Here is a 23363-nt window from a genome sequence, read left to right as displayed (position 1 = left end):
GGCGGAGGAGGAAACGGCATGCAGATCGGCTTCAACGCCCCCAGCGGCGGGCCCCTGGCCACCCCGGAGCACCTGACCCGCCTGGCGCAGGAGGCCGAGGCGATGGGCTACGGCTACGCCACCATCAGCGACCACGTAGTGATCCCCAAGGATATCCACGCCAAGTACCCCTATACCGACAGCGGCGAGTTCCCCGCCGGCAGCCGCGGCGAACGGCACGAGCAGTTGACCCAGGTGATGTTCCTGGCGGCGAAGACGACAACGCTGCGGATGGTCACATCGGTGATGGTGGTGCCGCACCGGCCGGCGCTGCTGACCGCCAAGATCCTCTCGACCATCGACGTGCTGTCGGGCGGGCGGCTGACGCTGGGCGTCGGCGCCGGCTGGCTGCAGGAGGAGTTCGAGGCGCTGCAGGTCCCCGACTTCGCCGCCCGCGGCAAGGTGACGGACGAATACATCCTGGCGGCGCGGGAGCTCTGGACCGCGCCGGAGCCGCGCTTCACGGGCGATTACGTCCGCTTCGAGGACATCAGCTTCCAGCCGAAGCCGGTGCAGCCCGGCGGCCCCCCGGTTTGGGTGGGCGGGGAAAGCGGCCCGGCGCTGCGCCGCACCGCCCGGCTCGGCGATGCCTGGTACCCGATCGGCACCAACCCCTCCTTCCCGCTGGAGAGCCTGGCGCGCTATCGCGCCGCGGTCGCCAAGCTGCACGGGCTGGTGGAGAAGGCGGGCCGCGACCCGGCCAAGGTCGCGCTCGCCTATCGCGTGCAGAAATACGGGCCGGAGGTGCCGGCCACGGCGGGCGACGGCGAACGCCGGCTGTTCTCCGGCGCACCGGGGCAGATCGCCGACGACCTGAAGGCGCTGCGCGATCTCGGCGTCGTCGCGGTCGACTTCACCTATCCCGGCAATACGGTCGATGAGGTGCTGGCCAGCATGCGCGAGTTCCGGGACGGCGTGATGGCGAGGCTCTGACCATGCGGCTCGGCCTCACCCTCGGCATGGGCGCCGGCGTCGACACCGCGCTGGTGCTGGAAGCCGAACGGCTCGGCTACAGCAGCGTCTGGTGCGGCGAGAGCTATGGCAGCGATGCCGTCACCCCGATCGCCTGGGTGCTGGCGCGCACCACGCGGATCAAGGCGGGCACCGGCATCATGCAGATGCCCGGCCGCACGCCGGCCTGCGCGGCGATGACGGCGATGACGCTGCAGCAGCTCTCGGGCGACCGGTTCCTCTGCGGCGTCGGCCCCTCCGGACCGCAGGTGGTGGAGGGCTGGCACGGCCAGCCCTATGGCACGCCGATGGTCCGGACGCGCGAATACATCTCCATCATCCGGGCGATCGTGGCGCGGGAGAGGCCGCTGGAACACCAGGGGGAGCACTACCGCATCCCCTATGACGGGCCGGATGCGACTGGGCTCGGCAAGCCGCTGAAGAGCATCCTGCATGGCCAGCCGCTGGAATTCTACTGCGCCTCCATCACCCCCGGCGGCATGCGGCTGGCGGGCGAGATCGCCGACGGCAACCTGCCGATCTTCATGTCGCCGGAAGGCGCCGACCTGGTGGCGAAGCCGACGCTGGAGGGCATGGCCAAGGCGGGCAAGCCGGCCGACCTGACCCGCTTCGACATCGCGCCCTATACCAAGATCAAGCTGGGCGACGACCTGCAGGCCTGCCGCGACGCGGCCAAGCCGGAACTCGCGCTCTACATCGGCGGCATGGGGGCGAAGGGCAAGAATTTCTACAACGACTATGTCCGCCGGCTCGGCTACCCCGATGCCGCGGCGGCGATCCAAGAAGCCTACCTGGCGCGCCGCCACCGCGACGCCACGGCGCTGGTGCCGGACAGGCTGGTGGACGAGATCGCCCTGGTCGGCCCCGGCCGACCGCATCCGCGGCCGGCTGCAGGACTGGAAGGCGGTGGCGAAAGATGGCCGGGTCGGCACGCTGGTGCTGACCGGGGCGTCGCAGCAGGCGCTGCGGGTGGTGGCGGAAGCGGTGCTGTAGCATCATCGCGCCTCCCGACCCGGAGACCGCCGCGCCATGCCCGCCCATACGCTCCGCGCCACGCCCGAGACGACGCGCATCGGCGTCTTCAACGCCAGCTTCCCGCCGGTGCTGACCATCGCGCCGGGCGATACGGTGGAGGTGCAGTGCATCTCCGGCCGGCCCAGCGTGATGCCGCCGGCGGGAAGCGGCTTCGCCATCCCGCCGGCGCTCAAGGCGGTCATCGAGGCCAACCGCGAGCCTTGGCTCGGCCATATCATGACCGGCCCGATCGCCATCACCGGCGCCGAGCCGGGCGATACGCTGGAGGTGCGGATCGACCGGATCGAGCCGGGCGCCGACTGGGGCTACAACATCATCCGCCCGCTGGCCGGCACGCTGCCGGAGGATTTCCACGAAACCCACCTGATGCATATCCCCGTGGACCGGGAGCGCATGGTCTGCCGGCTGCCCTGGGGCACCGAAGCTCGCGCTCGCGCCCTTCTTCGGCGTCATGGGCGTTGCGCCGCCGCGGGCCTTCGAGACCATCACCTCCATCGCACCGCGCATCCATGGCGGCAACCTCGACAACAAGGAATTGCAGGCCGGCAGCACGCTTTTCCTGCCGGTGCATGTGCCGGGGGCGAGATTTCTCGGTCGGCGATGGGCATGGCGTGCAGGGCGATGGCGAGGTCTGCGTCTCCGCGCTCGAGATGTGCCTGACCGGCACCTTCACCTTCCAGCTGCACAAGGCGACAGGCCAGGCGATGCCGCGGGCGGAGACGCCGACCCATTACGTTTCGATGGGCATCAACGAAGACCTGGACCAGGCGATGAAGCAGGCGCTGCGGGAGATGATCGCCTTCATCTGCAGCCGGACCAACCTGGCGCGGGAACAGGCCTATGCCTTCTGCTCGCTGGCGGTGGACTTCCACGTGACGCAGACGGTGAACGGGGAGAAGGGCGTGCACGGCCTGCTGAAGAAGGGCCTGCTGTTCTGACCTGAAGAGGGCAAGATCATGGACCACATCTTCGGCAGCGGAGACTTCCGTTACGAATACGTGCCAGACTGGGGCCGCCTGCCCGAGGGATGGTCGCTGAAGGAGGTCGCCGCAGTCGCGGTGGACAGCCAGGACCGCGTCTATGCCTTCAGCCGCGGCGAGCATCCGATCTGCGTCTTCGACGGCGACGGCAAGTTCCTGACGAGCTGGGGCGAGGGCCTGTTCGGCCGCGCGCATGGCCTGCACATGGGCCCGGACGACATCCTGTGGTGCACCGACGACGGCGACCACACCGTGCGCAAATGCACGCTCGACGGACGCGTGCTGCTGACCATCGGCCTGCCGAACCGGCCCGCCCCCTTCATGTCCGGCCAGCCCTTCAACCGCTGCACCCATACCGCGCTGTCGCCGGAGGGCGACATCTACGTCTCCGACGGCTACGGCAATGCCGCCGTGCACAAGTACTCGCCCGAGGGGAAGCACCTGTTCTCCTGGGGCCGGCCGGGAATGGAACCGGGCGAGTTCAACCTGCCGCACAACATCGTCTGCGACGATGCCGGGCTGGTCTATGTCGCGGACCGCGAAAGCCACCGGGTGCAGATCTTCGACGGGAAGGGCCAGTACCAGGGCCAGTGGACGAACGTGCACCGGCCCTGCTCGCTCTTCCTCGGCAAGGGCACATGCCCCTGCTGCTATGTCGGCGAAGCTCGGGCCGCAGCTGCCGGTGAACCGGGCCTTCCCGAATCTCGGGCCGCGCATCTCCGTCCTCGACATGGAAGGTCGCGTGCTTTCGCGCTTCGGCGAGCTGGGCGGCGGACCGGGGCAATTCTGGTCGCCGCATGGGCTCTGCGTGGATCTCGCGCGGCGACCTCTATGTCGCGGAGGTCAGCTTTACCGCCTATCCCCGCTACCACGACGGCAAGGCGCCGCCGCCCGAGGGCGTTCGCTGCCTGCAGAAATACCGCCGCGTGCCGGCCTGATGGACCGGCTCGAAGCCCTCGCCGCCCGGCTGCCGCGCGCCTATCCCGGCCCGGGCGGCGCCATCGCCGTGCTGCGGGCCGGCGAGGTGCTGCTGCGCCACGCCTGGGGCTATGCCAATGCGGAGCGGCGCATCGCCTTCACGCCGCAGACGCTGTTCCGCCTGTGCTCCATCACCAAGCAGTTCACCTGCGCCGCGGTGCTGGACGCCTGCGGTGACCCAGGAGTGCTGGATCCGCTGATCCGCACCCGGCTGCCGTTGCTTGGCGATGCGACACCGGGCGCGCTGCACCTGGCGCACAACCAGTCCGGCCTGCGCGACTACTGGGCGGTGGCGATGCTGCACGGCGCACCGGTTGAATCCGCCTTCGGTGACCGGGAAGCCGCGCGGGTCATCGCCGGCACCGCTTCCCTGCATTTCGCGCCGGGCACGCGCTATTCCTACGTGAACCAGAATTTTCGTCTGCTGTCGGACGCGCTGCAGGACCATACCGGCCGCGGCTTCGCCGAGCTGCTGCGGACCCGCATCTTCGACCGCGCCGGCATGGGCAGCGCCTTCCTCGCCGCCGACACCCGCGCCATGCCGGACGGGACGGAGGGCTATGAGGGCAATGTCGCCACCGGCTTCCGCGCTGCGGAGAACCGCATCCTCTGGACCGGCGATGCCGGGCTCGGCGCCAGCCTCGACGACATGATCGCCTGGGAACGGCATATCGACGCGACACGAGACGACCCGGACTCGCTGCATGGCCGGCTCGCCGTGCCGGTGACGTTCGCGGACGGCGCGCTGGCGCCCTATGGCTTCGGACTCGGTCGCGGCCGCGAATATGGCCGGGCCATCCTTGGCCATGGCGGCGCGCTGCGCGGCTGGCGCAGCCACCGCCTGTATATTCCGGCGGAGCGCGTCTCGGTCGTCGTCCTGTTCAACCACTTCGGCGATGCGCATGGCGCGGCGATGGAAGCCCTCGGCGCCGTGCTGGACGCGACGCGGCCGGGGCCGGATACGACGCTGCCGCCGCCCGCCTGGCTCGGCGCTTATCTCGAGCCGGAGACCGGCCTCGCCGCCCGCATCGACGCCGCCGCGCCCGGCCCGCTCCGGCTGCGCTTCGGCCATTCGGCCGAGTTGCTCGACCTGCAGCCGGATGGCAGCGCGACCAATGGCCAGACCCGGCTGCGCATGGCGGCCGAGGGGCTGCGGATGGACCGGCCGCAGGAGAATCTGGCGAGCCTGCTGCGGCCCTGCGACGGCGAGGCACCGCGCGACCTCGCCGGCCGCTACCGCTGTGAGGAATTGGGCGCCGAACTCGAGATCGCCGATGCCGGCGGCACGCTCTATAGCGGCTTCTCCGGCTTCCTCGGCCAGGGGCGGATGGAGCTGCTGGAGCCGATCGGCCGCGACCTCTGGGCCCTGCCCTGCCCGCGCGCGCTGGACCATACGCCGCCGGGCGACTGGACGCTGGCCTTCCGCCGCGGGGATGGCGGCGTCACGCTGGGCTGCTGGCTGGCGCGCGGGCTGGACTACCGCCGCGTCGGGTAGAAGGCTGGGGGAGAAGGTATTCTCCCCCGTTGGACGCATGCGTCCAACCCCTCATCTATTTCTGTGGGTTTGGCACCCTCGGCGCGGCGGCACCCGACTCCCAACCTTGCCTACCTCACCGCCTCGATCAGCTTCGCCCAGCGGTCCAGCTCCGGCAGGATCACGTCCCGCTTCGCCGCTTCCAGGCTCAGCACCACCCGCTGCACGCCCAGGTCGCGGTCGGCCAGCAGCGCGTCGCGGTCCTCCTTCACGCCCCAGATGGTGATCGGGACGTCCTCCTCGCGGCGGCCGGCCTCCGCCAGCATGGCGCGGGATCGCGGCACCAGCGCCGCGACATCCGCATAGTGCTTGCGCACGCGGTGCGGCATCCAGCCATTGCCGTAGCGCACCGCGCGCTTGGCGCCCCAGGGAAAGGCGCCGCCCACGATGATCGGCGGGTGCGGCTTCTGCACCGGCTTCGGCCAGGTCATCATCGGCGGGAAATCGACGAATTCGCCGTGGTACTCGGGCTTCGACTTGGTCCAGATCGCCTGCATCGCCTCGATCCGTTCCCGCGCCAGCTTGTGGCGGGTGGCGAAGACGGTGCCGTGGTCCTCGATCTCCTCCTGGTTCCAGCCATTGCCGACACCGAAGAGGAAGCGCCCGCCGGAGATCTGGTCGAGCGAGGCGACCGACTTCGCCGTCTGGATCGGGTCGCGCTGCACCACCAGGCAGATGCCGGTGCCGATCAGCAGGGTGCGGGATGCCATCGCCGCCGCGGTCAGCGTCACGAAGGGGTCCATGACGTCGTAGTACTGCTTCGGCAGCTCGCCGCCGCTGGGGTGGGACACCCGGCGGACCAGCGGGATATGCGAATGCTCCGGCGCCCAGAGGCTGTCGAAGCCGCGCTCCTCCAGCGCCAGGGCGAGCTCCGCCGGCGACATGGAATAGTCGGTGAAGAACATCGCCGCGCCGATTTTCATGGCTTCCCTCCCGCCCTTTGCGGGAAGGCTGAACCGGTGCGGCGATGTCCGCAACCCGCCCTTATTCGGCCTGGGCGCCGCTGATCTCCACCAGCGTCTTCCAGCGCGCCTCCTCGCCGCGCCAGAAGGCGCCGAACTCGGCGGGCGATGCATCGGTCATCGGCTGGAAACCGAGCGGGATCAGCCGCGCGCCGAATTCCGGCGCCTTCGCCACCTGCGCGATCAGCGCATGCAGCCGCGCCAGCACCGGCTCCGGCGTGCCGGCCGAGGCCATGGTGGCGTACCAGACCTGGGCATCGACGCCCTTGCCCGGCAGCAGCTCGCCCATGCTCGGCACGTCCTCGAGGCCCGGGACATAGGTGATCCGCTCGGCGCTGCCGACCGCGAGTGCGCGGAAGCGGCCTTCGCGCACATGCGGCATCAGCGCCGGCATGACGTCGAACATCATGTCGATATTGCCGGCGACCAGGTCTTGGATGGCCGGCCCGCCGCCGCGATAGGGCACATGGGTGACGTCGATGCCGGCGACGCGCTTCACCAGCTCCATGTACAGGTGGCTGGTGGTGCCGGTGCCGGACGATCCCATGGTGATCTTGCCCGGGTCCTTCTTCGCCGCGGCGACCAGCTCGGCGAAGCTCTTCCACGGGCGCTGCGCATTCACCACCATCAGGATCGTGCCGGTGGAGACGCGGGTGATCGGCGCGAGCTCCTTCAGCGGGTCGATCGGCATGCGGCTGCCGTAGAGGTACTTGTTCGCCGCAAGCGTGTTCGCCGCGCCGATCAGCAGGGTGTGGCCGTCCTTCTCCGCCCGCGCCACGAATTCCGCGCCGATATTGCCGCCGGCGCCGGCGCGGTTCTCCACCACCACGGGCTGGCCGAGCAGCGGCGACAGCTTCTCCCCCAGCATCCGGGCGGTGATGTCGAGCGCGCCGCCGGCCGCGATCGGCACGACGAGGCGGACCGGGCGGTTGGGCGCCCAGGTTGGTGCCGAACCCCTGGGCGCGGGCGGCGGCAGGCAGGATGGCGGCGGCGGCGGCGGCGAAGCCGAGCAGGGGACGACGGCGGATCATGGGGGAAAAGCTCCGGCGGTTAGCCCGCATGTCAGGGCTGCAGGTCCTCCGGTCAACTGAAAAGGAACCCGCCGGGCTGCGGCGCGTGGAAAACCCCATGCCGGACGAAGTTCCACCCATGGCCGCGCTGATCGAGGGGAAGACTCGACCGGCTCGGCCTGACGCCCGAGGAAGCCTGCCGCCAGGCCGGGTTGCCGGCGGATTTCCTCGACCGCCTGGCAGAGGGCCGGGTTCCGCCGCCGCGCGGCCAGAAGCTGGTCCGGCTGGCCGAGGCGCTGGCGACCAGCGTCTCTTACCTCGTCGGCCTCGACCCAGACACACCGCCCCCGGCCGAGCTGCTGGAGGAGGAGCAGGGCTCACTCGGCCTGCTGGCGGGGGACGAGGAAGCCCTGCTGCGCGCCTATCGCCGGCTGGATTTTCCGCAGAAGGCGGCGGTGGTGCTGGTGGTCCGCAGCATGGCCGGGCCGGAGCCGGTGGCGGATGCGGTGCCGCCGAAACGGGTCGGGCGGAAATAAGCGGCGCGGCCCCGGCATAGCGACTCAACCCGCCCGTGCCCCGGTTGCCTTGAGGATCGGCGCCCATTTCGCCGCCTCGGCGCGGATGAGGCGCGCCGCCTCGGCCGGACCTCCGGCCAGCGGCTCGATCCCCGCCTCGGCATAGCGCGCCTCCACGCCCGGCTCGGCGAGCGCGGCGGCGGCGGCCTCGGCCAGCCGCGCGAGGATCGGCGCGGGCGTGCCGGCGGGAGCCTGCAAGGCCTGCCAGGAGGAGGCCGCGTAGCCGGGCACGCCCGCCTCGGCCAGGGTCGGCAACTCGGGCAGCAGGCGGGACCGGTGCGCGGTAGTGACCGCCAGGGCTCGCACCCGGCCATCCCGCGCCAGCGGCGCCAGCAGGGTCTGGCTGTCGATCATCAGCTCGGCCCGGCCGGCGACGAGGTCGGTCACCGCCTGCGGCGTGCCGCGGTACGGCACCACGGTGAAATCGACCCTGGCCAGCGACTTCAGCAGCTCCCCGCCAGGTGCGACGCGGCGCCGATCCCGGTGGTGGCGAAATTCGCAGCACCTGGCCGCGCCCGCAGCCAGGCCAGCAGCTGCGGCACGTCCTCGGCCGGCACGCCGGGATGCACCGCGACGACGAAGGGCTGGTCGCCGAGCAGCGCGACGGGCGCGAAATCGGTCAGCGGGTCGAAGCCGAGATCCGCATAGAGCGCGGCCATGACCGCATGCGCTGCGCCCGAGAGCAACAGCGTGTACCCATCCGGCGTCGCGCGCGCGACGGCGCGGGCGCCGATCGTGGCGCCAGCGCCGGGCAGGTTCTCGATGACCACGGGTTGGCCGAGCCGCCGCGCCAGCGGCTCCGCCAGGATGCGGGCGACGACATCGATGATGCCGCCGGCGGCGAAGGGCACCACCACGCGGATGGGCCGCGCCGGGTAGTCCTGCGCCCGCGCCAGGGCTGGCGCGGCCAGCGCGGTGAGCAGCAGCGTGCGGCGATGCATGGCAAGGTCCCCGGCAAGCGCGACGATGCTGCCATGCCCGCTGCAGGGCGGCGAGACGGCGTGGCTTGACGCGGCGCCGGGCATGACGCGCCAATGGTTGCATGCGCCGCTTCCTTTTCGCCTTGCTCCTCCTTTCGGTACCCACCGCGGCCGAGCCCGCCCGCCGCCAGATGATCGCCACCGCGCATCCGCTGGCGAGCGAGGCCGGGCTGGCGATGCTGCGCGCCGGCGGCAGCGCGGTGGATGCCGCCATCGCCGCCGCCCTGGTGCTCTCGGTGGTGGAGCCGCATGCGAGCGGCCTCGGCGGCGGCGGGCTGCTGCTGGCCTGGGACCAGGCACGCGGGACGCTGAGGTATTTCGAGGGCATCTCGAGCGCACCCGCCGCTGTGGGCAACCGGCTGCTGACGGCGGAGGAGCAGGGCACCACCGTCGGCTTTAGCATTGCCCGCAGCGGCCGCGCCGCGGCGGTGCCAGGCAGCCTGGCGATGCTCGGTCTGGCGCATGCGAAAGCCGGCGCGCTGCCCTGGGCCCGGCTGTTCGAGCCGGCGATCCGCGCGGCGGAGGCAGGCTTCCCGCTGCCACGGGAGATGCATGTGGTGCTGTCCCGCAGCCCCGCCGCCTATGCCGCGGTGCCGGCGCTGCGCGTGCTGTATTTCGACGCGGCTGGCCAGCCGCTACCGATCGGCACGATCCTCCGCAACCCGGAGCAGGCGAAGGCGCTCCGCGCCCTGGCCGAGGACGGCGCCGCGGCGCTCTATCGCGGCCCATTGGCCGAGGCGATCACCGCCGCGGTCGCCGCCGCGCCGCATCCCGCCGGCATGACCCAGGCCGACCTGGCGGATTACCGCGCGCAGGAACGCGCGCCGGTCTGCGCCGAGGTCTTCGACCGGCGCATCTGCACCGCCGCCCCGCCCGCCTCGGGCGGCATCGCCGTGCTGCAGCAGCTCGGCCTGTTGGAGCGGCTAGGCTATGCGCGCGTCGCGCCGGGCTCGGTCGAGGCGGCACATCTGCTGCTGGAAGCCAGCCGCCTCGCCACCGCCGACCGCCGGCGCTGGGGCGCCGATCCGGACCGGGTGGAGGTGCCGGCGGCGGGGCTGCTGGATCCCGGCTACCTCGATGCCCGCGCCGCGCTGGTCTCGCCCGGCCAAGCTATGACCACGGCCCCGGCCGGCGACCCGCCACGCCGGCAAGGCGCGCTGCCGCCCGAGGCCGATCCGCTCATCACCGCCGGCACCAGCCATGTCTCGGTCATCGACGTGGCGGGCAATGCGGTGGCGATGACGGTGACGAACAACCTGAATTTCGGCGCCCGCGTCGCGCCGATGGGCTTCACGCTGAACAACGGGCTGTCCAACTTCGCCAGCGATCCCGCCGCCGCCAATGCCATGGCGCCGGGCAAGCGACCGGCGACGACCATGGCGCCGACCATCGTCTTCGGCGCCGATGGGCGGCCGGAGATCGTGGCGGGGCCGGCGGCGGCGCCTGGATCATCGATGCGGTGGCGGTGGGGCTGGCGGAGATGCTGGCGCGCGGCGCCGCGCCGCAGGCCGCGGTCGCGCTGCCGCGGATAGGCGCGCAGAACGGCGCGGCCTTCCTTGAGGCGGGCAGCGCGGCGGCGGCGCTGGAATCACCGTTGCGGGCCCTGGGCCATGCACCGCGCGTGGTGCCGGTCGATACCGGGATGCAGGCGCTGCGCGTCACGCCCAAGGGCATCGAGGGCGGCGCCGATCCCCGCCGGGACGGCGCCGCGCTCGGCGATTGAGCTCGGAGTTTGCTGGCCGGCGGTTCACGCCCTGGGCGTCTCCGCCCAGGACGATCGCGTGTCTTGCCGAGCCGGCGATTCACGCCCCGGGCGCTGCCGCCCGGGACGATCGCAGGCTACTCGATCCTGATCCCCGCGTTGCGGATCAGCGTCGCGTAGCGTTCGGCATCGGCGCGCAGCAGCGCCGCGGCATCGGCGCTGCTGCCGCCGCCGGGGAGGAAACCGGCCTCCTTGATCCGCGGCCGCAGCACCGGATCGACCAGCGCCCGGTTCACCGCCGCGGCCCAGCGGTCCCGCACGGCCTCCGTCAGGCCGGGCGGGCCCATCAGCATGTACCAGACATTGGCGTCGAAGCCGGGGAAGCCGGACTCCGCCACTGTCGGCAGGTCGGGCAGCCATTCGATCCGCTGCGGCATGGTGGTCGCCAGCGCCCGCACCCTTTCGCCGCGGATATGCGGCAGGTAGGTCGGGAAGGTGTCGATCGCCAGGTCGATGCGGCCGGCCAGGATCTCGTTCACCGCCTGGCCGGTACCCCGGAACGGCACGTGCGTCATCCTGATCCCGGCGGCCGAGGCCAGCAGTTCGGCGGCCAGATGCTGCTGCGTGGCGACGCCGGAGGAGGAGTAGTTCAGCGTCCCCGGATTGGCCTTGGCATGGGCGATGAAGCCGGTCAGGTCCCTGGCCGGGGAGGAGAGCGGCACCACCGCCACCAATGGCACCGTCGCCGCCAGCACCACCGCCGTCTGGTCCCTGTAGATGTCGAAGGGCGGCGGGGTCATCAGCGGCGGCACGACGGCAGAGGCGCTGACGGTCGACATGTAGACCGTGTGGCCGTCCGGCGCGGCGCGGCTGCCGGCCAGCGCGGCGATGGTGCCGCTGGCGCCGGGCCGGTTCTCCACCGCAATGGGCTGGCCGAATTCGGCCTGCAGCGCGGGCGCCAGGAAGCGGGCGATGATGTCGGTGCCGCCGCCGGGAGCGAAGCCGACCAGCAGGGTGATGGGACGCGTCGGCTCCCAGCGCGGCTGGGCGCGGCCCAGGCGCGGCAGCGCCAGAAGGCCTGCGACGGCCAGCATGTGGCGGCGGTGGATCATCGGGGTTTCCTCCTCCATGGCCGGGCTGCGCCGGCCTTCTGTCGCGGCGTCGCTGCGGTCAGGTGCCGGTCCACTGCATCGGTCGCTTGGCGAGGAAGTTCTGCACGCCCTCGCGGAAATCATTGCTGGTGAAGCACATGGTCACCAGATCGTCGCCGTTCACCTGGCGCGCCGCCAGGCGCAGGCGGCGCATCGCCTCCTTCGTCGCGCGCATGGTCAGCGGCGCATGGCCGGCGAGCGTGCGCGCCAGCGCCTCGGCGCGGGCCTGCAGCGCGGCGTGGTCGGGCAGGACCTCGGAGACGAGGCCGATGGCCTTCGCCTCCTCCGCCTCGACCAGGCGGGCGGTATAGACCAGGTCGATGACGCGGGCCGGGCCGATCAGCGCCGCGAGCCGGCCATAGTCGCCATCGACAGGCAATTGCCGAGCGTCTTGGCGATCGGGAAGCCGAAGCGCGCATTGGCGGCGGCGATGCGCATGTCGCGAGACCCCGGCGATGGCGGCGCCGCCGCCGGTCGCCGCCCCGGCGATCGCCGCGATGGTCGGCTTCGGGCATTCCTCGAGCGCGGTCAGCACGCCGTCGATGCGTTCCTCATAGGCCAGCGCATCCTCCGGCGTGCGGAATTCGGTGAACTGGGAGATGTCGGTGCCGGCGGCGAGGCCTTCTCCCCTGCGCCGGTGATGACGATGGCGCGCAGCGTGCGGTCGTCGCCGGCCGAGAGCGCGATCTGCCGCAGCTTCTCATACATCGGGAAGGTCAGGGCGTTGCGCGCCTGCGGGCGGTTGAGCGTGACGAAGCCGATGCCGTCGCGCGTTTCATAAAGCAGCTCGTCCATGGGGTCCTCCCGGGGTTGCGCCATTGGTGCCGGGCGGCGCGCCGCTTATCAAGCCACGGATCCGGGGAACAAAACCCGTTCCCTCGGTTCCGGGGCGCCGGGTGGGATCGGGGACGGCGATCGGCGCCCGCACCGCTTGACCCCGGCGCGGCGCTGCGGCAGCACCTCGCCTCCACACGGGAGGAACGCGACGCATGCGCATCGCTTCGGTCCGCGACGGCGTGGTGCCGATCGCCTCCGCCATCGCCAATGCCTATATCGACTTCTCCAAGATGACCGCCTCGGTCGTCGCGGTAACGGTCGAGGACGGTGCCGGCCGCAGCGCCACCGGCTACGGCTTCAACTCCAACGGCCGCTACGCCCAGCCCGGCCTGCTGCGCGAACGCTTCATCCCTCGCCTGCTGGAAACCCCGGAAGCCGCCCTCGTCCATGCCGATGGCGGGCTGGAGCCGGCCGGCGCCTGGGCCGCGATGATGCGGAACGAGAAGCCGGGCGGCCATGGCGACCGCAGCGTCGCCGTCGGCGTGCTCGACATGGCGCTCTGGGATGCCGCGGCCAAGCTGCAGGGCAAGCCGCTGTGGCGGCTGCTGGCCGACCGCTACCGCGGCGGAGAGGCGGACGAGGCCGCCTGGATCTACGCCGCCGGCGGCTACTACTACCCTGGCAAGGGGCTCGACGAGCTGGTCGCCGAGATGCAGCGCTACCTGGACCTCGGCTATTCCGTAGTCAAGATGAAGATCGGCGGCGCGCCGGGCACGCCGCTGCGCGACGCGCTGAAGCTCGACGTCCAGCGGATCGAGGCGGTCCTTAAGCTGCTCGGCGGCGACGGGTCCCGCCTGTGCGTCGACGTCAACGGCCGCTTCGGCCTGCATGCCGCGCTGGCCTACGGCGCCGCGCTCGCCCCCTACAAGCTGCGCTGGTACGAGGAGCCGCTGGATCCGCTCGACTACGCGACGCATGCGACGCTCGCCGAGCACTACAGCGCGCCGATCGCCACGGGCGAGAACCTGTTCTCCATGCTCGATTGCCGCAACCTGATCCGCCATGGCGGGCTCCGGCCGGACCGCGACATCCTGCAATCTCGACCCGGCGCTGTCCTACGGCCTCGTCGAGTACCTGCGGACCCTGGCGATGCTCGAGGAGCACGGCTGGTCGCCGCGCCGCTGCGTTCCCCATGGCGGGCACCAGTTCGCGCTGAACATCGCGGTGGGCCTCGGCCTCGGCGGCAACGAGAGTTACCCGGAGGTCTTCGCCCCCTTCGGCGGCTTCGCCGATGCGACGCCGGTGCAGGACAGCCGCATCCGCATGCCGGACGCGCCGGGCATCGGTTTCGAGCACAAGGCCAATCTCTGGGCGGTGCTGCGCGACCTCTAGGCGGGACGCCGGCGGCCGGCGTGTCACGGCTGGGTGGCCTGGTTCGTTCCTGCTTTCGCAATGCACGCTCCGGCCCGGCATTGCAGCGCCTCAGTCCTCTTGGATCGGCAGCCCCCATCCTGAGCCGCCTAGCCAACGCCGAGGACCGCTGCGGCCGGCTGACCGTGAGGCCCGCCGGCAAGACGGTACGGAGGAGGATGTCCTGCCCCGCGGCCATCATGCCGCGCACCATCTGAGCACCATCAGCACCGCGGAAGCCGAGGAGCAGCAGAGCAGCCCAGGCAGCTACGACTAGAGCCCCTCGGCCAATGGCCGATGCGCCAGCTTTGAGAGCGCCTCGACCAATTTCGCGCTCGACGACATCAACGGCGCGCCCGATATCTTCAGATAAAGACCTGAGGACCGTCAGTTTGACGCTCGTCCGCATTGGGCCGCATGGCGGGGCCGCTGACTTCCAGAGCGTGAGCCCGGTGGCCGGCGATGTCGGCGACGTCGTCTTCGCCAGCGGCGCCCGCAACCTGGTCGAACACGACGCCAACTCCGTGCCGGGCCGCTACCCCTACGACATCTTCTCTCGGCTTAGCGGCAGTCGGAGGTCGCGTCACCCGCCGCTGTGCGACAGTGCATCGCGGCCCGGCGCGGCCAGCCGCATGATCGTCCCGCACCGGGCGCTTCGGCGCCCCCCGGAAAGGATGCCATGCTCCGCCTCGCCTGCCTCGCCGCCCTGCTGCCTGCCGCCGCCTTCGCCCAGGTGCAGACGGTGGCCGCTGCTAGCGCCGACCCGTCCTTCCGACTGGTCAACCACGACCTGGCGGCGATGCACGAGATCTATGTCGCGCTGTCGGGACACGGGCCTGGGGCGTCGACCGGCTCGACCCGGACGGACTGATCCCCGGCCGCTTCGTCCGCAGCAGGCTGCCCGCCGGGCAGTGCATGATCGACATCCGCGTTCTCTTTGGCGATGGCCTCACGGTGGGCACCCTCGGGTGGATACCTGCGCCATGTCGCAGATGGCCTTGCCCTGACTAGGGACGGGCGAGCCGGCTCGGGATTTGCCCTCCAGCTCAAGCCGGGGAAGTCTGGCGCCACTCGCGCTGGAGCCCCGCATGACCCGCATCCTCGTCCTCAACGGCAATACCACCCAGGCCGTCACCGATCGCATCGCCCACGCCGCCCGGGCCGCGGCGCCGGAGGGCGTGGCGATCGAGGCGATGACCGCCCCTTACGGTCTGCCGCTGATCGTCACCCGGGCGGACTGGTTGCTCTCCGGCCCACCAATCCTCGAAGCTCTGGCGGCGAAGCGCGGCAGCTACGACGCCGCGGTCATCGCCGTCTTCGGCGACCCGGCGCTGGATGCGGCGAAGCTGCTGCTGGACGTGCCGGTCATCGGCATCTCGGAAGCCGCCTTCCATGCCGCCGCCATGCTGGGGCGGCGCTTCGGCATTGTCTCCTTCACCGCGGCGCTCCGGCCGATGTTCGAGGATTGCCTGGACCACCACGGGCTGCGCGCCCGCTGCGCCGGCTTCCGCATGGGCCCGCCCGATGCCACCTACCCCGCCCAGCTCGGCGCGGCCGGAGACGGCGCAGCTGCTGGCGCTGATCGACCAATCCATCGCCGAGGACGGGGCAGAGGCGGTGATCCTGGCCGGCGGGCCGTTGGCCGGGCTGGCGGCGCTGCTGCAGCCCTCGGTCGGGGTGCCGCTGGTCGATGGCACGGTCGCTGCGGTGCGGCTGGCGGCGGCACTGGCCGGGATGCCCCGCCCGCTGCGGCCCCGCCGGGCCCGGCCGCTGAGCGGCTATGGGCCGGAGGTAAGCGCGCTTTACGGAAAGTGAGCCCGAAAATCTCGCCATAGAGGTGTGCCGCGGTGGTTTGCCGCGCCAGTCGGCTAAAACCTGCGTCAGAGTGGCGCCCGGCCGGAACCGCTTCGCGTTGCTGCCGGCAACCGGACCGGGAGCTTCACACCATGACGATCGCTAGCTGGCTGCGCCTCGCAGCCGGATGGGGCAGCGTTGCCGCCTTTCTCACCGTCGGGGCGGGATGGCTGCACGGCTTGGCCGACCCATTGCAAGCAGCCATCCTCCTCGTCTGGCTGCTTGGCGTCATCATCTGGCTCGCCTTCGGCGTGGTGCACGAGGCGGAGGAACTGGCGGAGATGCTGGGCGAGCCCTTTGGCACGCTCATCCTCACGCTCTCGATCGTCATCATCGAGGTGGCGCTGATCAGCGCGGTGATGCTCGGCGCGAAGGAGGCGCCAGAGCTCGGCCGCGACACCATGTTCGCGGTGCTGATGATCGTACTGAACGGCGTGGTCGGGCTCGGCCTGCTGGTCGGCGGGCTGCGGCACCGGGAGCAATCTTACAACCTGCAGGGCGCCGCCGCCTATCTGGGGGTTATGATCCCGCTGTCGGTCATCGCGCTTGTGCTGCCGAACTTCACCACCTCCACTACCGACGGCTCGCTGACGCCGGTGCAGGCGGCATTCTTCTCACTCTTCACCATCCTGCTCTACGGCATCTTCCTCTGGCTGCAGACCGGCCGACACAGCGGTTTCTTTATCGACCCGGCCGAGGCGGAGGATGCGCGCCCGGCCACCGCGGCGCAGCCGCGCGGCGGGGTGCTGCCGCATGTCGGACTGCTGCTCGCGAATATCCTGCCGATCGTCATCCTGTCGAAGAGCCTGGCTGCGGTGCTGGATTTCGGCATTCACGCGATGGGCGCTCCGCCGGCGCTGGGCGGCGTGCTGATTGCCATGGTGGTCTTCACGCCGGAGGGACTCTCGGCGTTGCGCGCGGTAGCGGCGAACCAGTTGCAGCGGGCGGTCAACCTTTGCCTCGGCGCCGCCGCCTCCACCCTCGGGCTGACCGTGCCCGCGGTGCTGATGATCGGGCTGCTGACCGGGCAGACCGTGGTGCTCGGCCTGTCCGCCACCAACATGGTGCTGCTGGTGACGACGCTGATCCTCAGCGCCCTCACCTTCTCCGGCCCGCGCACCACCATGCTGGAGGGCGCAGTGCACCTGACGCTGTTCGGGGTGTTCTTCGTGCTGATCTTCAGCCCCTGAACGAGCGCCGCATCAAGCCTGATCGATGACCACCTCGGCATAGCCGGGGCGCCCTGAATCGTGCTGCTCATCGCGGTCCCTCCTCTCGGGGCAGACGGATCGTGGCCGGCCGGGCCGCACCGGTATCGCCCACCCGGCCGCGGGCTGCTTGGGGACTGCATGGGATTTGCCTTGACCCTGCTGGGGATTTTTCGGTGAAACCGGCTCGGTCTCCGCCGGGCGCCTTGGGGAGGATGCGGCGGGCCGCATGTAGGTCGCGATGCTGTACCGCGTCGACGGGTTCGAGCTCGACCCGGCGCGCCACGCGCTGCGTCGCAACGGCGTGCCCTGCCATGTCGAGCGGCTGGTCTTCGACCTGCTCGCCTTCCTCGTCCGCAATCCCGGCCGGGTAGTGGGGCGGGAGGAGGTGGTCGCCGCGGTCTTGCAGGGCCGGTCGGTGTCGGAGGCGACGATCTCCTCCTGCGTCCAGGCGGCGCGGCGGGCGCTGGGCGACAGCGGGGAGGACCCGACCCATATCCGCACCATCCGCGGCCACGGTTTTGGATTCGCCGACAAAATGATCGTTCCCGGCCGGGCCGGCCGCGGCGCCTGAGGCAAGCCCGCCGGCGGATGCCTGGCCACTGCCGATCCTCGCCGTGCTGTCCTTCGGCAACCTGAGCGATGCGGCCGACGCCTACTTCGCCGACGGGCTGACCGAGGACATCATCATGCACTTGGCGCGCTTCCGCGGCCTACGGGTGATCGCCAGGGGCCTCGATCTTCCGCTTCAAGGGTCGCGATATCGACCTGGGCGAGATCCGCACCCGGCTGCGCGCCGGCTATGCCGTGCAGGGCAGCGTGCGGCGCGATGCCGGACGGGTGCGGATCTCGGCGCAGCTGATCGATGCGGCCAGCGGGCTGCAGGTCTGGGGCGACCGCTACGACCGGGGGATGGGCGACATCTTCGCCCTGCAGGACGAGGTGACGCGCACCATCGCGGCGACGCTCGGCGTGCGGACCCAGGCGACGGCGCTGCAGCGCGCGCTGACTAAGAAGCCGGTCGAGCTGGACGCCTATGACTGCCTGCTGCACGCCCGTCGCTACACCTGGACGCTGAGCGCCGCGATGCATGCCGAGGCGCGCGAGCTGCTGGAACGGGCAGTGGAGCTCGACCCGCTGTCATCCGACGCGCATGCGCTGCTGGCCAATGTCATCCTCGGCGAGCACCGCTTCGAGATGAACCCGAACGACCCGGAGGCGCTGGCCGATGTCGGGCACTATTTCGCCTTCATGGGGGAGTTCGGGCGGGGCGTCGAATTGTCGCGCCGCGCGCAGCAACTCAACCCACTGCATCCCGAATGGTACCTGTTCAGCTTCGCCCGGCTGCATTACAGCCAGCGGCGCCACGCGGATGTGGTCGCCGACACCCAGAGGATCGGGATGCGGCATTTCTACTGGAAGCACCTGCTGGAAGCGGCGGCGCTTGGGCAGATCGGCGCTCCGGATGCACTCGCGGCCCTGGCACGCCTCTTCGCGGTGAAGCCCGGCTTCTCGGCCCAGGGCAAGCTGCGGAAATGGAATGCCGCGCCGGACGATCTCGAACATATCCTGGATGTGTTGCGGCAGGCGGGGCTGCGGGAGTGACCGTCAGTCCACGGGAATCCGCGCCTCCTGCACCACCCGCGTCCACATCGCCAGGTCGCGTGCCACCACCTGCCGCAGCGCCTCGGGGTCGGAGCCGACCGGCTCGAAGCCCAGCACGTCCAGGCGCTCGCGGATCGCGGGGGCGTGGATCGCCGCGGCGATCGCCCGCTGCAGCCAGGCTATGCGGTCGGGCGGAGTGCCACCGGGGGTGAAATAGGCCAGCCAGGCGGTGGTCTCGATCCCCGGCGCGAGGCCGGTCTCGGCCAGGGTCGGCACCTCCGGCAGGCCGGCCATGCGGGTCGGGCCGGTCGCCGCCATGGCGCGCACTGCGCCGGTATCGACGAAGGGCTTGGTGCTGCCGGAGACGGCGATGGTCCAGTGCGCCTCCCCGTTCGCCACCGCCTGCACCGCCGCACCGTCGCCGCGATAGGGCACCATGGTGCCGGGCGGGCCGCCGATCCGCAGGCGGAAGAGTTCGCAGAGCAGGTGCACGGTGGCGCCGACGCCGGAGGTGGCGAAATCCCAGCCGCCCGGGTTCTCCCGCAGCCAGGCGACGAATTCGGCGATGTCGCGCGCCGGCACCTTCGGGCTCGCCACCAGCACGAAGGGGCCGCTGCCGGCAATGGTGACGGGGTCGAAGGCGGTGCGGATGTCGATCTCCCGCGCGAAGGCGCGGTTCATCACCGGCAGGATGACGAAATTGGGCCCGCCATAGAACAGCGTGTAGCCATCCGCCGGCTGCGTCACGGCGTGGCGGGCGCCGATCGCCCCGGCCGCGCCGACCCGGTTGTCGATAACGAAGCTGCGGCCAGTCTGCCGCAGCAGGGTGTCGGCCAGCAGGCGGGTCATGATGTCGACGCCGGAGCCGGGGCCGGCCGGCAGCACGAAACGCACGGGGCGGCTGGGGAAGTCCGGCGCGGATTGGGCGAAGGCGGGCGCTGCAAGCGTCCCGGCCGCGGCGGCCAGCAGGCCGCGCCGCGAGGCATGGTTCATGGCAGGACCCTCCCGCCGGGCGGCTGCTCCGTGGCGCCGCCCTGGCCGGGTCAGGCTACACCCCCGGCCCGGGGGTTCGGGCAATCCGGCCGGGCTCCAGGCTGGCATAGACGTCGCCGCTGTTGGCCTCGGCCGGCAGGGCGGCGATCCAGGCCGCAATGCCGGCCGCGTCCAGCGGGGCGGGATGGGCGAAGGCCATGCTCTCGCCGAGGCAGGCATTGAAGGCGCTGAAGCCCAGGCCCGAGAGGCGGTCGAGGCAGGCGAAGGCGATGTCGCGCTGGATGGTGGTGAACTCGAAGGACAGCGTGCGCGGGGCGAAGGAAAGGCCGGCCAGGGCCGCGGCCTCGTAGCCCTCGACGTCGATCTTGATCAGCGCCGGCCGGCCATGGGTCGCGGCCAAGGCGTCCAGCGTGGTGACGGGCAGGGTGATCTCGGCATCCCAGCTTTGGCCTTCCCAGCCCGGCGCGCCATCGGCCGCGGCGATGAAGTCGGGGCTGGCGGTGGCGACGGTGGGGTTGGCGGTGTTCAGCCGCAGCACCGCCTCGCCCGGCGCGGCGCCGACCAGCGCGGCAACGCGTGCCATCCCGGCATCTCGGCCGAACAGCAGCCGCAGCAGCCGGGCCAGCCGGGGCTGCGGCTCCACCGCCACCACCCGGGCGCCGAGCCGGCGGAAGCTCGCCGCGCGGTCGCCGACATGCGCGCCGATGTCGAAGGCCAGCTCCTCGGGCCCGAGGAAGCAGCGGTGGAAGGCGTCCAGCCGCGCCGCCTGGCCGGGGGCGTAGTAGGTGCGGAGAGATCGGCCGATGGCGCGCGCGGTAGTCACGCGGCGGGTGGGGTTTCGTAGCCGGCGAGTTGCCATTCCTTGGGCTCGGCCAGCGCCTCGGCATACCAGCGCGCGACCAGCGGATGGGCGCGGACCGCGGCCATATAGGCCTTGGTCGTCGCCGAGAGCTCTGGCTGCCAAGTCAGGAAGCGACCGACCACCGGCGCGAACATGGCATCGGCCAGGCCGAAGCGTGGGCCGAACAGGAAGGGCCCGCCATGCGCCGCCAGTGCCTCGCCCCAGGCGGCCTCGATCCGGGCGATATCTTTCAACGCCTCGGGCGTACGGCCAAGCCCGGCAAAATCGGCCCCGGCATTGAACCACATGGCCTGGCGCAGGCCGCGCAGCCCGGCCGCCATCTCGGCCGAGAGTGACCGCGCCGCGGCCCGCGCCACCCGGTCCTCCGGCCAGAGGCCGTAAGCCTGCTCGGCGCAGTATTCGCAGATCGACAGGCTCTCCCAGACTCGGGCACCGCGGTGCTCCAGGTAGGGGACCAGCCCGGCCGGGGTGGCGGCGGGCGATCGCCGGGGTGACCGGGCCGGCATCGCGGACGAAGGGGATCAGCACCTCCTCCACCTCCAGCCCGGCCAGGTGCACGGCCAGCCAGCCACGCATGGACCAGGAGGAATAGCGCTTGTTGCCGATCAGCAGGCGGCCCTCGGGCATGGCGGGGAATCCGGAATGGCGTGCGGCCCCCGCTTAGCACGGCCCGGCCCCGCGCGGCACCTTGCCGGGCCGGCCGCCGGGGTGTTGTTTAGGCGATCCGCCGGAGCCGCCGCGATGAACGAGATGAACGTACCCCGTCCGAACAACCTCGACGCCTATTGGATGCCCTATTCGGACAACAAGTACTTCAAGGCCAACCCGCGGATGATCGCCCGGGCCGAGGGCATGTCCTACTTCACCCCGGATGGGCGGGAGATCCTGGACGGCACCGCCGGGCTCTGGTGCTGCAATGCCGGGCACGGCCGGCGGGAGATCAAGGAGGCCATCCAGCAGCAGGCCGCCATCCTCGACTACGCCCCGACCTTCCAGCTCGGCCATCCCATAGCCTTCGAGGCGGCGGCGCGCATCGCCGAGAGCTGACGCCGGAGGGGATGGACAAGGTCTTCTTCACCAATAGCGGCTCGGAGAGCGCCGATACCGCGCTGAAGATCGCGCTGGCCTACCACAAGGCTCGCGGTGAGAGCAGCCGGGTGCGGCTGGTAGGCCGGGAGCGCGGCTACCACGGCGTCGGCTTCGGCGGCATGTCAGTGGGCGGCATCGGCGGCAACCGCAAGCAGTTTGGCGCCCTGCTGCCTATGTCGACCACCTCCCGCACACGCACGGGATCGACGGGAACCTCTTCGCCAAGGGCCAGCCGAAGCACGGCGCCCACTTGGCCGACGTGCTGGAGAACCTCGTCGCGCTGCATGGCGCGGAGACCATCGCTGCGGTGATGGTCGAGCCGATCGCCGGCTCGACCGGCGTGCTGGTGCCGCCCAAGGGCTACCTCGAGCGGCTGCGGGAGCTCTGCACCAAGCACGGCATCCTGCTGATCTTCGACGAGGTCATCACCGGCTTCGGCCGCATCGGCACGCCCTTCGGCGCCGAGCGGCTGGGCGTCACCCCCGACATCATGACCATGGCCAAGGGCCTGACCAATGCCGCGGTGCCGATGGGCGCCGTCGCGGTCCGCAACGGGGTCTACGACGCGATCGTCGACGGCGCGCCAGGGGGATCGAGCTGTTCCACGGCTATACCTATTCCGGCCACCCGCTGGCTGCCGCCGCGGCGATCGCCACGATAGAGCTGCACCGGGCCGAGGACCTACCGGGCCGCGCCCGCGCCATCGAGCCCTACTGGCAGGAGGCGGCGCATAGCCTGAAGTCCTCCCCCAACGTGATCGATATCCGCGACTACGGGCTGATCGCCGGGATCGAGCTGGCGCCGCGGGCCGGCAAGGTGGGGCAGCGGGCGATGGACGTGTTCCGCCGCTGCTTCGACGACGGCGTGCTGGTGCGGGTGACCGGCGACATCGTCGCCCTGTCCCCGCCGCTGATCATCGAGAAGCCGCATGTCGACCGGCTGATCGGCACGCTTGCGGATGCGATCCACAAGGAAGCCGCTTGATCAGGTGAGTTCGGTCGCCGCGGCCCGCGTTTCGGGCCGTGGCAGACCCGCACGCCCTGGCCACCTCCCGGCCCGATCATCATTGGGACCCGGCGGATCGCTGATCCGCCCAGCCTGCGGCCTCCGCACCCGTGCGGATCAACGGTCCTGCCGAAAATACGGGCGGTCCTTGACCACCAGCAGCACGACCGGCCAGGCCATGAGTCCCACCCCGATCAAGGCGGACAGCATCGCCCCGGCCCATCCCACCTCCGCCGCGGCGTAGCAGGCGATGGCCAGCGGGTAGAACAGCAGAACGGCCGAGATCAGCCCCGGCGAGAAGCGCCCGCCGAAGCGGACCACCGGCAGCACATGGAAGAAGGTTGCATTGATGAGCATGAGCGCCGAGAAGCCCAGCGCCACCGCCGGCAGCCGCGGCGCGATGGCCGCCGCCGCGATGCCGAGCACCGCCACCACCGCGTTCACCACGTAGAAGCTGGACCATTCCACCGGCAGGCCGAGCACGTTGCGCGCCCAGTTCCGCCAGTCGAGAACGAATTCCTCGATGACATGCAGCGCATAGGCGGCGGTCGAAAGCCACAGCAGGTCGGCAAGGGTCATCCCTGGGATGCTACAGGCCCCCCGCAGCCCGGGCCAAGGGGCACTTTGCCCTTTGGCGCCGCT

Annotated in this window: 21 protein-coding genes and 8 pseudogenes; 17 read left to right on the top strand and 12 right to left on the bottom strand. The window is 71.2% G+C overall.

Going from position 1 to position 23363, the window contains the following annotated elements:
• Positions 1–18: 18 nt before the first annotated feature.
• From ACQ86J_RS22210 to ACQ86J_RS22180, 7 genes and pseudogenes are all read left to right on the top strand, one after another.
• On the top strand, positions 19–972 hold the full coding sequence (locus tag ACQ86J_RS22210; RefSeq protein ID WP_431267244.1) for a TIGR03619 family F420-dependent LLM class oxidoreductase: 954 nt from the start codon (positions 19–21) through the stop codon (positions 970–972).
• Between the two features lie 2 nt (positions 973–974).
• Positions 975–1817: pseudogene (locus ACQ86J_RS22205) on the top strand (LLM class flavin-dependent oxidoreductase); the annotation flags it as partial.
• 223 nt (positions 1818–2040) lie between these two features.
• Positions 2041–2367 (top strand): annotated as a pseudogene (locus ACQ86J_RS22200) (acetamidase/formamidase family protein); the annotation flags it as partial.
• A gap of 130 nt (positions 2368–2497) precedes the next feature.
• A pseudogene (locus ACQ86J_RS22195) lies at positions 2498–2584 on the top strand (hypothetical protein); the annotation flags it as partial.
• Positions 2556–2984, top strand: coding sequence for an acetamidase/formamidase family protein (locus tag ACQ86J_RS22190; protein WP_431272494.1), 429 nt, complete (start codon positions 2556–2558; stop codon positions 2982–2984). The pseudogene ACQ86J_RS22195 and the gene ACQ86J_RS22190, both read left to right, overlap by 29 nt.
• 18 nt (positions 2985–3002) lie before the next feature.
• Positions 3003–3551, top strand: a pseudogene (locus ACQ86J_RS22185) (hypothetical protein); the annotation flags it as partial.
• Positions 3552–3963: 412 nt separating this feature from the next.
• Positions 3964–5499 (top strand): D-aminopeptidase, encoded by a 1536-nt coding sequence (locus tag ACQ86J_RS22180; protein WP_431267243.1) that lies wholly within the window; start codon positions 3964–3966, stop codon positions 5497–5499.
• Between the two features lie 110 nt (positions 5500–5609).
• On the opposite strand, the gene ACQ86J_RS22175 is transcribed toward ACQ86J_RS22180, so the two are convergent.
• On the bottom strand, positions 5610–6461 hold the full coding sequence (locus tag ACQ86J_RS22175) for an LLM class F420-dependent oxidoreductase (protein WP_431267242.1): 852 nt from the start codon (positions 6459–6461) through the stop codon (positions 5610–5612).
• Between the two features lie 61 nt (positions 6462–6522).
• Positions 6523–7410, bottom strand: coding sequence for a Bug family tripartite tricarboxylate transporter substrate binding protein (locus tag ACQ86J_RS22170; protein ID WP_431267241.1), 888 nt, complete (start codon positions 7408–7410; stop codon positions 6523–6525).
• A gap of 312 nt (positions 7411–7722) precedes the next feature.
• Here ACQ86J_RS22170 and ACQ86J_RS22165 point away from each other — a divergent pair, with 312 nt between their 5' ends.
• Positions 7723–8046, top strand: coding sequence for a hypothetical protein (locus ACQ86J_RS22165; protein ID WP_431267240.1), 324 nt, complete (start codon positions 7723–7725; stop codon positions 8044–8046).
• 24 nt (positions 8047–8070) lie between these two features.
• On the opposite strand, the gene ACQ86J_RS22160 is transcribed toward ACQ86J_RS22165, so the two are convergent.
• A complete protein-coding gene (locus ACQ86J_RS22160; RefSeq protein ID WP_431267239.1) occupies positions 8071–8502 on the bottom strand; it encodes a tripartite tricarboxylate transporter substrate-binding protein in 432 nt (143 codons plus the stop codon).
• Positions 8503–8528: 26 nt separating this feature from the next.
• Positions 8529–9026 (bottom strand): Bug family tripartite tricarboxylate transporter substrate binding protein, encoded by a 498-nt coding sequence (locus ACQ86J_RS22155; RefSeq protein ID WP_431267238.1) that lies wholly within the window; start codon positions 9024–9026, stop codon positions 8529–8531.
• 101 nt (positions 9027–9127) lie between these two features.
• Here ACQ86J_RS22155 and ACQ86J_RS22150 point away from each other — a divergent pair.
• Positions 9128–10788, top strand: a pseudogene (locus ACQ86J_RS22150) (gamma-glutamyltransferase family protein).
• A 116-nt stretch (positions 10789–10904) separates the two neighbouring features.
• On the opposite strand, the gene ACQ86J_RS22145 reads toward ACQ86J_RS22150, so the two are convergent.
• From ACQ86J_RS22145 to ACQ86J_RS22135, 3 genes are read right to left on the bottom strand one after another with little or no spacing between them, the layout of a single operon-like run.
• On the bottom strand, positions 10905–11879 hold the full coding sequence (locus ACQ86J_RS22145) for a Bug family tripartite tricarboxylate transporter substrate binding protein (RefSeq protein WP_431267237.1): 975 nt from the start codon (positions 11877–11879) through the stop codon (positions 10905–10907).
• A 58-nt stretch (positions 11880–11937) separates the two neighbouring features.
• Positions 11938–12480 carry an enoyl-CoA hydratase-related protein gene (locus ACQ86J_RS22140; protein WP_431272493.1) on the bottom strand — a complete coding sequence of 181 codons (543 nt, stop codon included), beginning with the start codon at positions 12478–12480 and terminating at the stop codon, positions 11938–11940.
• Entirely contained in the window at positions 12447–12713 is a 267-nt protein-coding gene (locus ACQ86J_RS22135; RefSeq protein ID WP_431267236.1) for an enoyl-CoA hydratase/isomerase family protein, read from the bottom strand. The genes ACQ86J_RS22140 and ACQ86J_RS22135 overlap by 34 nt, the downstream gene beginning before the upstream one ends.
• Positions 12714–12907: 194 nt before the next feature.
• Here ACQ86J_RS22135 and ACQ86J_RS22130 point away from each other — a divergent pair, with 194 nt between their 5' ends.
• Positions 12908–14323: an enolase C-terminal domain-like protein gene (locus tag ACQ86J_RS22130; protein WP_431267235.1), complete on the top strand. Its 1416-nt coding sequence runs from the start codon at positions 12908–12910 to the stop codon at positions 14321–14323.
• 147 nt (positions 14324–14470) lie between these two features.
• Here ACQ86J_RS22130 and ACQ86J_RS22125 read toward each other — a convergent pair whose 3' ends face one another.
• Entirely contained in the window at positions 14471–14617 is a 147-nt protein-coding gene (locus tag ACQ86J_RS22125) for a hypothetical protein (protein WP_431267234.1), read from the bottom strand.
• Positions 14618–14784: 167 nt separating this feature from the next.
• On the opposite strand from ACQ86J_RS22125, the gene ACQ86J_RS22120 reads away from it, so the two are divergent.
• From ACQ86J_RS22120 to ACQ86J_RS22095, 6 genes and pseudogenes are all read left to right on the top strand, one after another.
• Positions 14785–14976, top strand: a complete 192-nt coding sequence (locus ACQ86J_RS22120) for a hypothetical protein (RefSeq protein ID WP_431267233.1) — start codon at positions 14785–14787, stop codon at positions 14974–14976.
• Between the two features lie 217 nt (positions 14977–15193).
• Positions 15194–15556 (top strand): annotated as a pseudogene (locus ACQ86J_RS22115) (aspartate/glutamate racemase family protein); the annotation flags it as partial.
• Positions 15441–15920, top strand: coding sequence for an aspartate/glutamate racemase family protein (locus ACQ86J_RS22110; protein WP_431272492.1), 480 nt, complete (start codon positions 15441–15443; stop codon positions 15918–15920). The pseudogene ACQ86J_RS22115 and the gene ACQ86J_RS22110, both read left to right, overlap by 116 nt.
• Before the next feature lie 131 nt (positions 15921–16051).
• Complete coding sequence (locus ACQ86J_RS22105; RefSeq protein WP_431267232.1) at positions 16052–17149, top strand: calcium:proton antiporter; 1098 nt, start codon at positions 16052–16054, stop codon at positions 17147–17149.
• A 259-nt stretch (positions 17150–17408) separates the two neighbouring features.
• Positions 17409–17741: a winged helix-turn-helix domain-containing protein gene (locus ACQ86J_RS22100; RefSeq protein WP_431267231.1), complete on the top strand. Its 333-nt coding sequence runs from the start codon at positions 17409–17411 to the stop codon at positions 17739–17741.
• Positions 17742–17974: 233 nt separating this feature from the next.
• On the top strand, positions 17975–18772 hold the full coding sequence (locus tag ACQ86J_RS22095; RefSeq protein ID WP_431267230.1) for a hypothetical protein: 798 nt from the start codon (positions 17975–17977) through the stop codon (positions 18770–18772).
• Positions 18773–18775: 3 nt separating this feature from the next.
• Here ACQ86J_RS22095 and ACQ86J_RS22090 read toward each other — a convergent pair whose 3' ends face one another.
• From ACQ86J_RS22090 to ACQ86J_RS22080, 3 genes and pseudogenes are all read right to left on the bottom strand, one after another.
• A complete protein-coding gene (locus tag ACQ86J_RS22090) occupies positions 18776–19765 on the bottom strand; it encodes a Bug family tripartite tricarboxylate transporter substrate binding protein (protein WP_431267229.1) in 990 nt (329 codons plus the stop codon).
• 55 nt (positions 19766–19820) lie between these two features.
• Positions 19821–20588: an FkbM family methyltransferase gene (locus ACQ86J_RS22085; protein ID WP_431267228.1), complete on the bottom strand. Its 768-nt coding sequence runs from the start codon at positions 20586–20588 to the stop codon at positions 19821–19823.
• Positions 20585–21254 (bottom strand): annotated as a pseudogene (locus ACQ86J_RS22080) (glutathione S-transferase N-terminal domain-containing protein). The gene ACQ86J_RS22085 and the pseudogene ACQ86J_RS22080 overlap by 4 nt, the downstream one beginning before the upstream one ends.
• 123 nt (positions 21255–21377) lie before the next feature.
• Here ACQ86J_RS22080 and ACQ86J_RS22075 point away from each other — a divergent pair.
• Positions 21378–22700 (top strand): annotated as a pseudogene (locus tag ACQ86J_RS22075) (aspartate aminotransferase family protein).
• A 138-nt stretch (positions 22701–22838) separates the two neighbouring features.
• Here the strand turns inward: ACQ86J_RS22075 and ACQ86J_RS22070 are convergent.
• The gene (locus ACQ86J_RS22070; RefSeq protein WP_431267227.1) at positions 22839–23300 is read right to left on the bottom strand and encodes an HXXEE domain-containing protein; all 462 of its coding nucleotides are present in this window, start codon (positions 23298–23300) and stop codon (positions 22839–22841) included.
• Positions 23301–23363 lie beyond the last annotated feature (63 nt).

Source organism: Dankookia sp. P2 (genome assembly GCF_050632255.1).
In the GTDB taxonomy this organism is placed as follows: domain Bacteria; phylum Pseudomonadota; class Alphaproteobacteria; order Acetobacterales; family Acetobacteraceae; genus Paracraurococcus.
The sequence above is the reverse complement of the archived record's forward strand: the minus strand, read 5'-3'. Positions and strand labels throughout refer to the sequence as shown.

What these genes read in the sequence shown, in the direction of transcription:
- ACQ86J_RS22210 (WP_431267244.1), top strand. Translation starts at nt 19, where the DNA reads ATGCAGATCGGCTTCAACGCCCCCAGCGGCGGGCCCCTGGCCACCCCG.
- ACQ86J_RS22190 (WP_431272494.1), top strand. Translation starts at nt 2,556, where the DNA reads ATGGCGGCAACCTCGACAACAAGGAATTGCAGGCCGGCAGCACGCTTT.
- ACQ86J_RS22180 (WP_431267243.1), top strand. Translation starts at nt 3,964, where the DNA reads ATGGACCGGCTCGAAGCCCTCGCCGCCCGGCTGCCGCGCGCCTATCCC.
- ACQ86J_RS22175 (WP_431267242.1), bottom strand. Translation starts at nt 6,461, where the DNA reads ATGAAAATCGGCGCGGCGATGTTCTTCACCGACTATTCCATGTCGCCG.
- ACQ86J_RS22155 (WP_431267238.1), bottom strand. Translation starts at nt 9,026, where the DNA reads ATGCATCGCCGCACGCTGCTGCTCACCGCGCTGGCCGCGCCAGCCCTG.
- ACQ86J_RS22145 (WP_431267237.1), bottom strand. Translation starts at nt 11,879, where the DNA reads ATGATCCACCGCCGCCACATGCTGGCCGTCGCAGGCCTTCTGGCGCTG.
- ACQ86J_RS22135 (WP_431267236.1), bottom strand. Translation starts at nt 12,713, where the DNA reads ATGGACGAGCTGCTTTATGAAACGCGCGACGGCATCGGCTTCGTCACG.
- ACQ86J_RS22130 (WP_431267235.1), top strand. Translation starts at nt 12,908, where the DNA reads ATGCGCATCGCTTCGGTCCGCGACGGCGTGGTGCCGATCGCCTCCGCC.
- ACQ86J_RS22120 (WP_431267233.1), top strand. Translation starts at nt 14,785, where the DNA reads ATGCTCCGCCTCGCCTGCCTCGCCGCCCTGCTGCCTGCCGCCGCCTTC.
- ACQ86J_RS22110 (WP_431272492.1), top strand. Translation starts at nt 15,441, where the DNA reads ATGCGGCGAAGCTGCTGCTGGACGTGCCGGTCATCGGCATCTCGGAAG.
- ACQ86J_RS22105 (WP_431267232.1), top strand. Translation starts at nt 16,052, where the DNA reads ATGACGATCGCTAGCTGGCTGCGCCTCGCAGCCGGATGGGGCAGCGTT.
- ACQ86J_RS22100 (WP_431267231.1), top strand. Translation starts at nt 17,409, where the DNA reads ATGCTGTACCGCGTCGACGGGTTCGAGCTCGACCCGGCGCGCCACGCG.
- ACQ86J_RS22090 (WP_431267229.1), bottom strand. Translation starts at nt 19,765, where the DNA reads ATGAACCATGCCTCGCGGCGCGGCCTGCTGGCCGCCGCGGCCGGGACG.
- ACQ86J_RS22070 (WP_431267227.1), bottom strand. Translation starts at nt 23,300, where the DNA reads ATGACCCTTGCCGACCTGCTGTGGCTTTCGACCGCCGCCTATGCGCTG.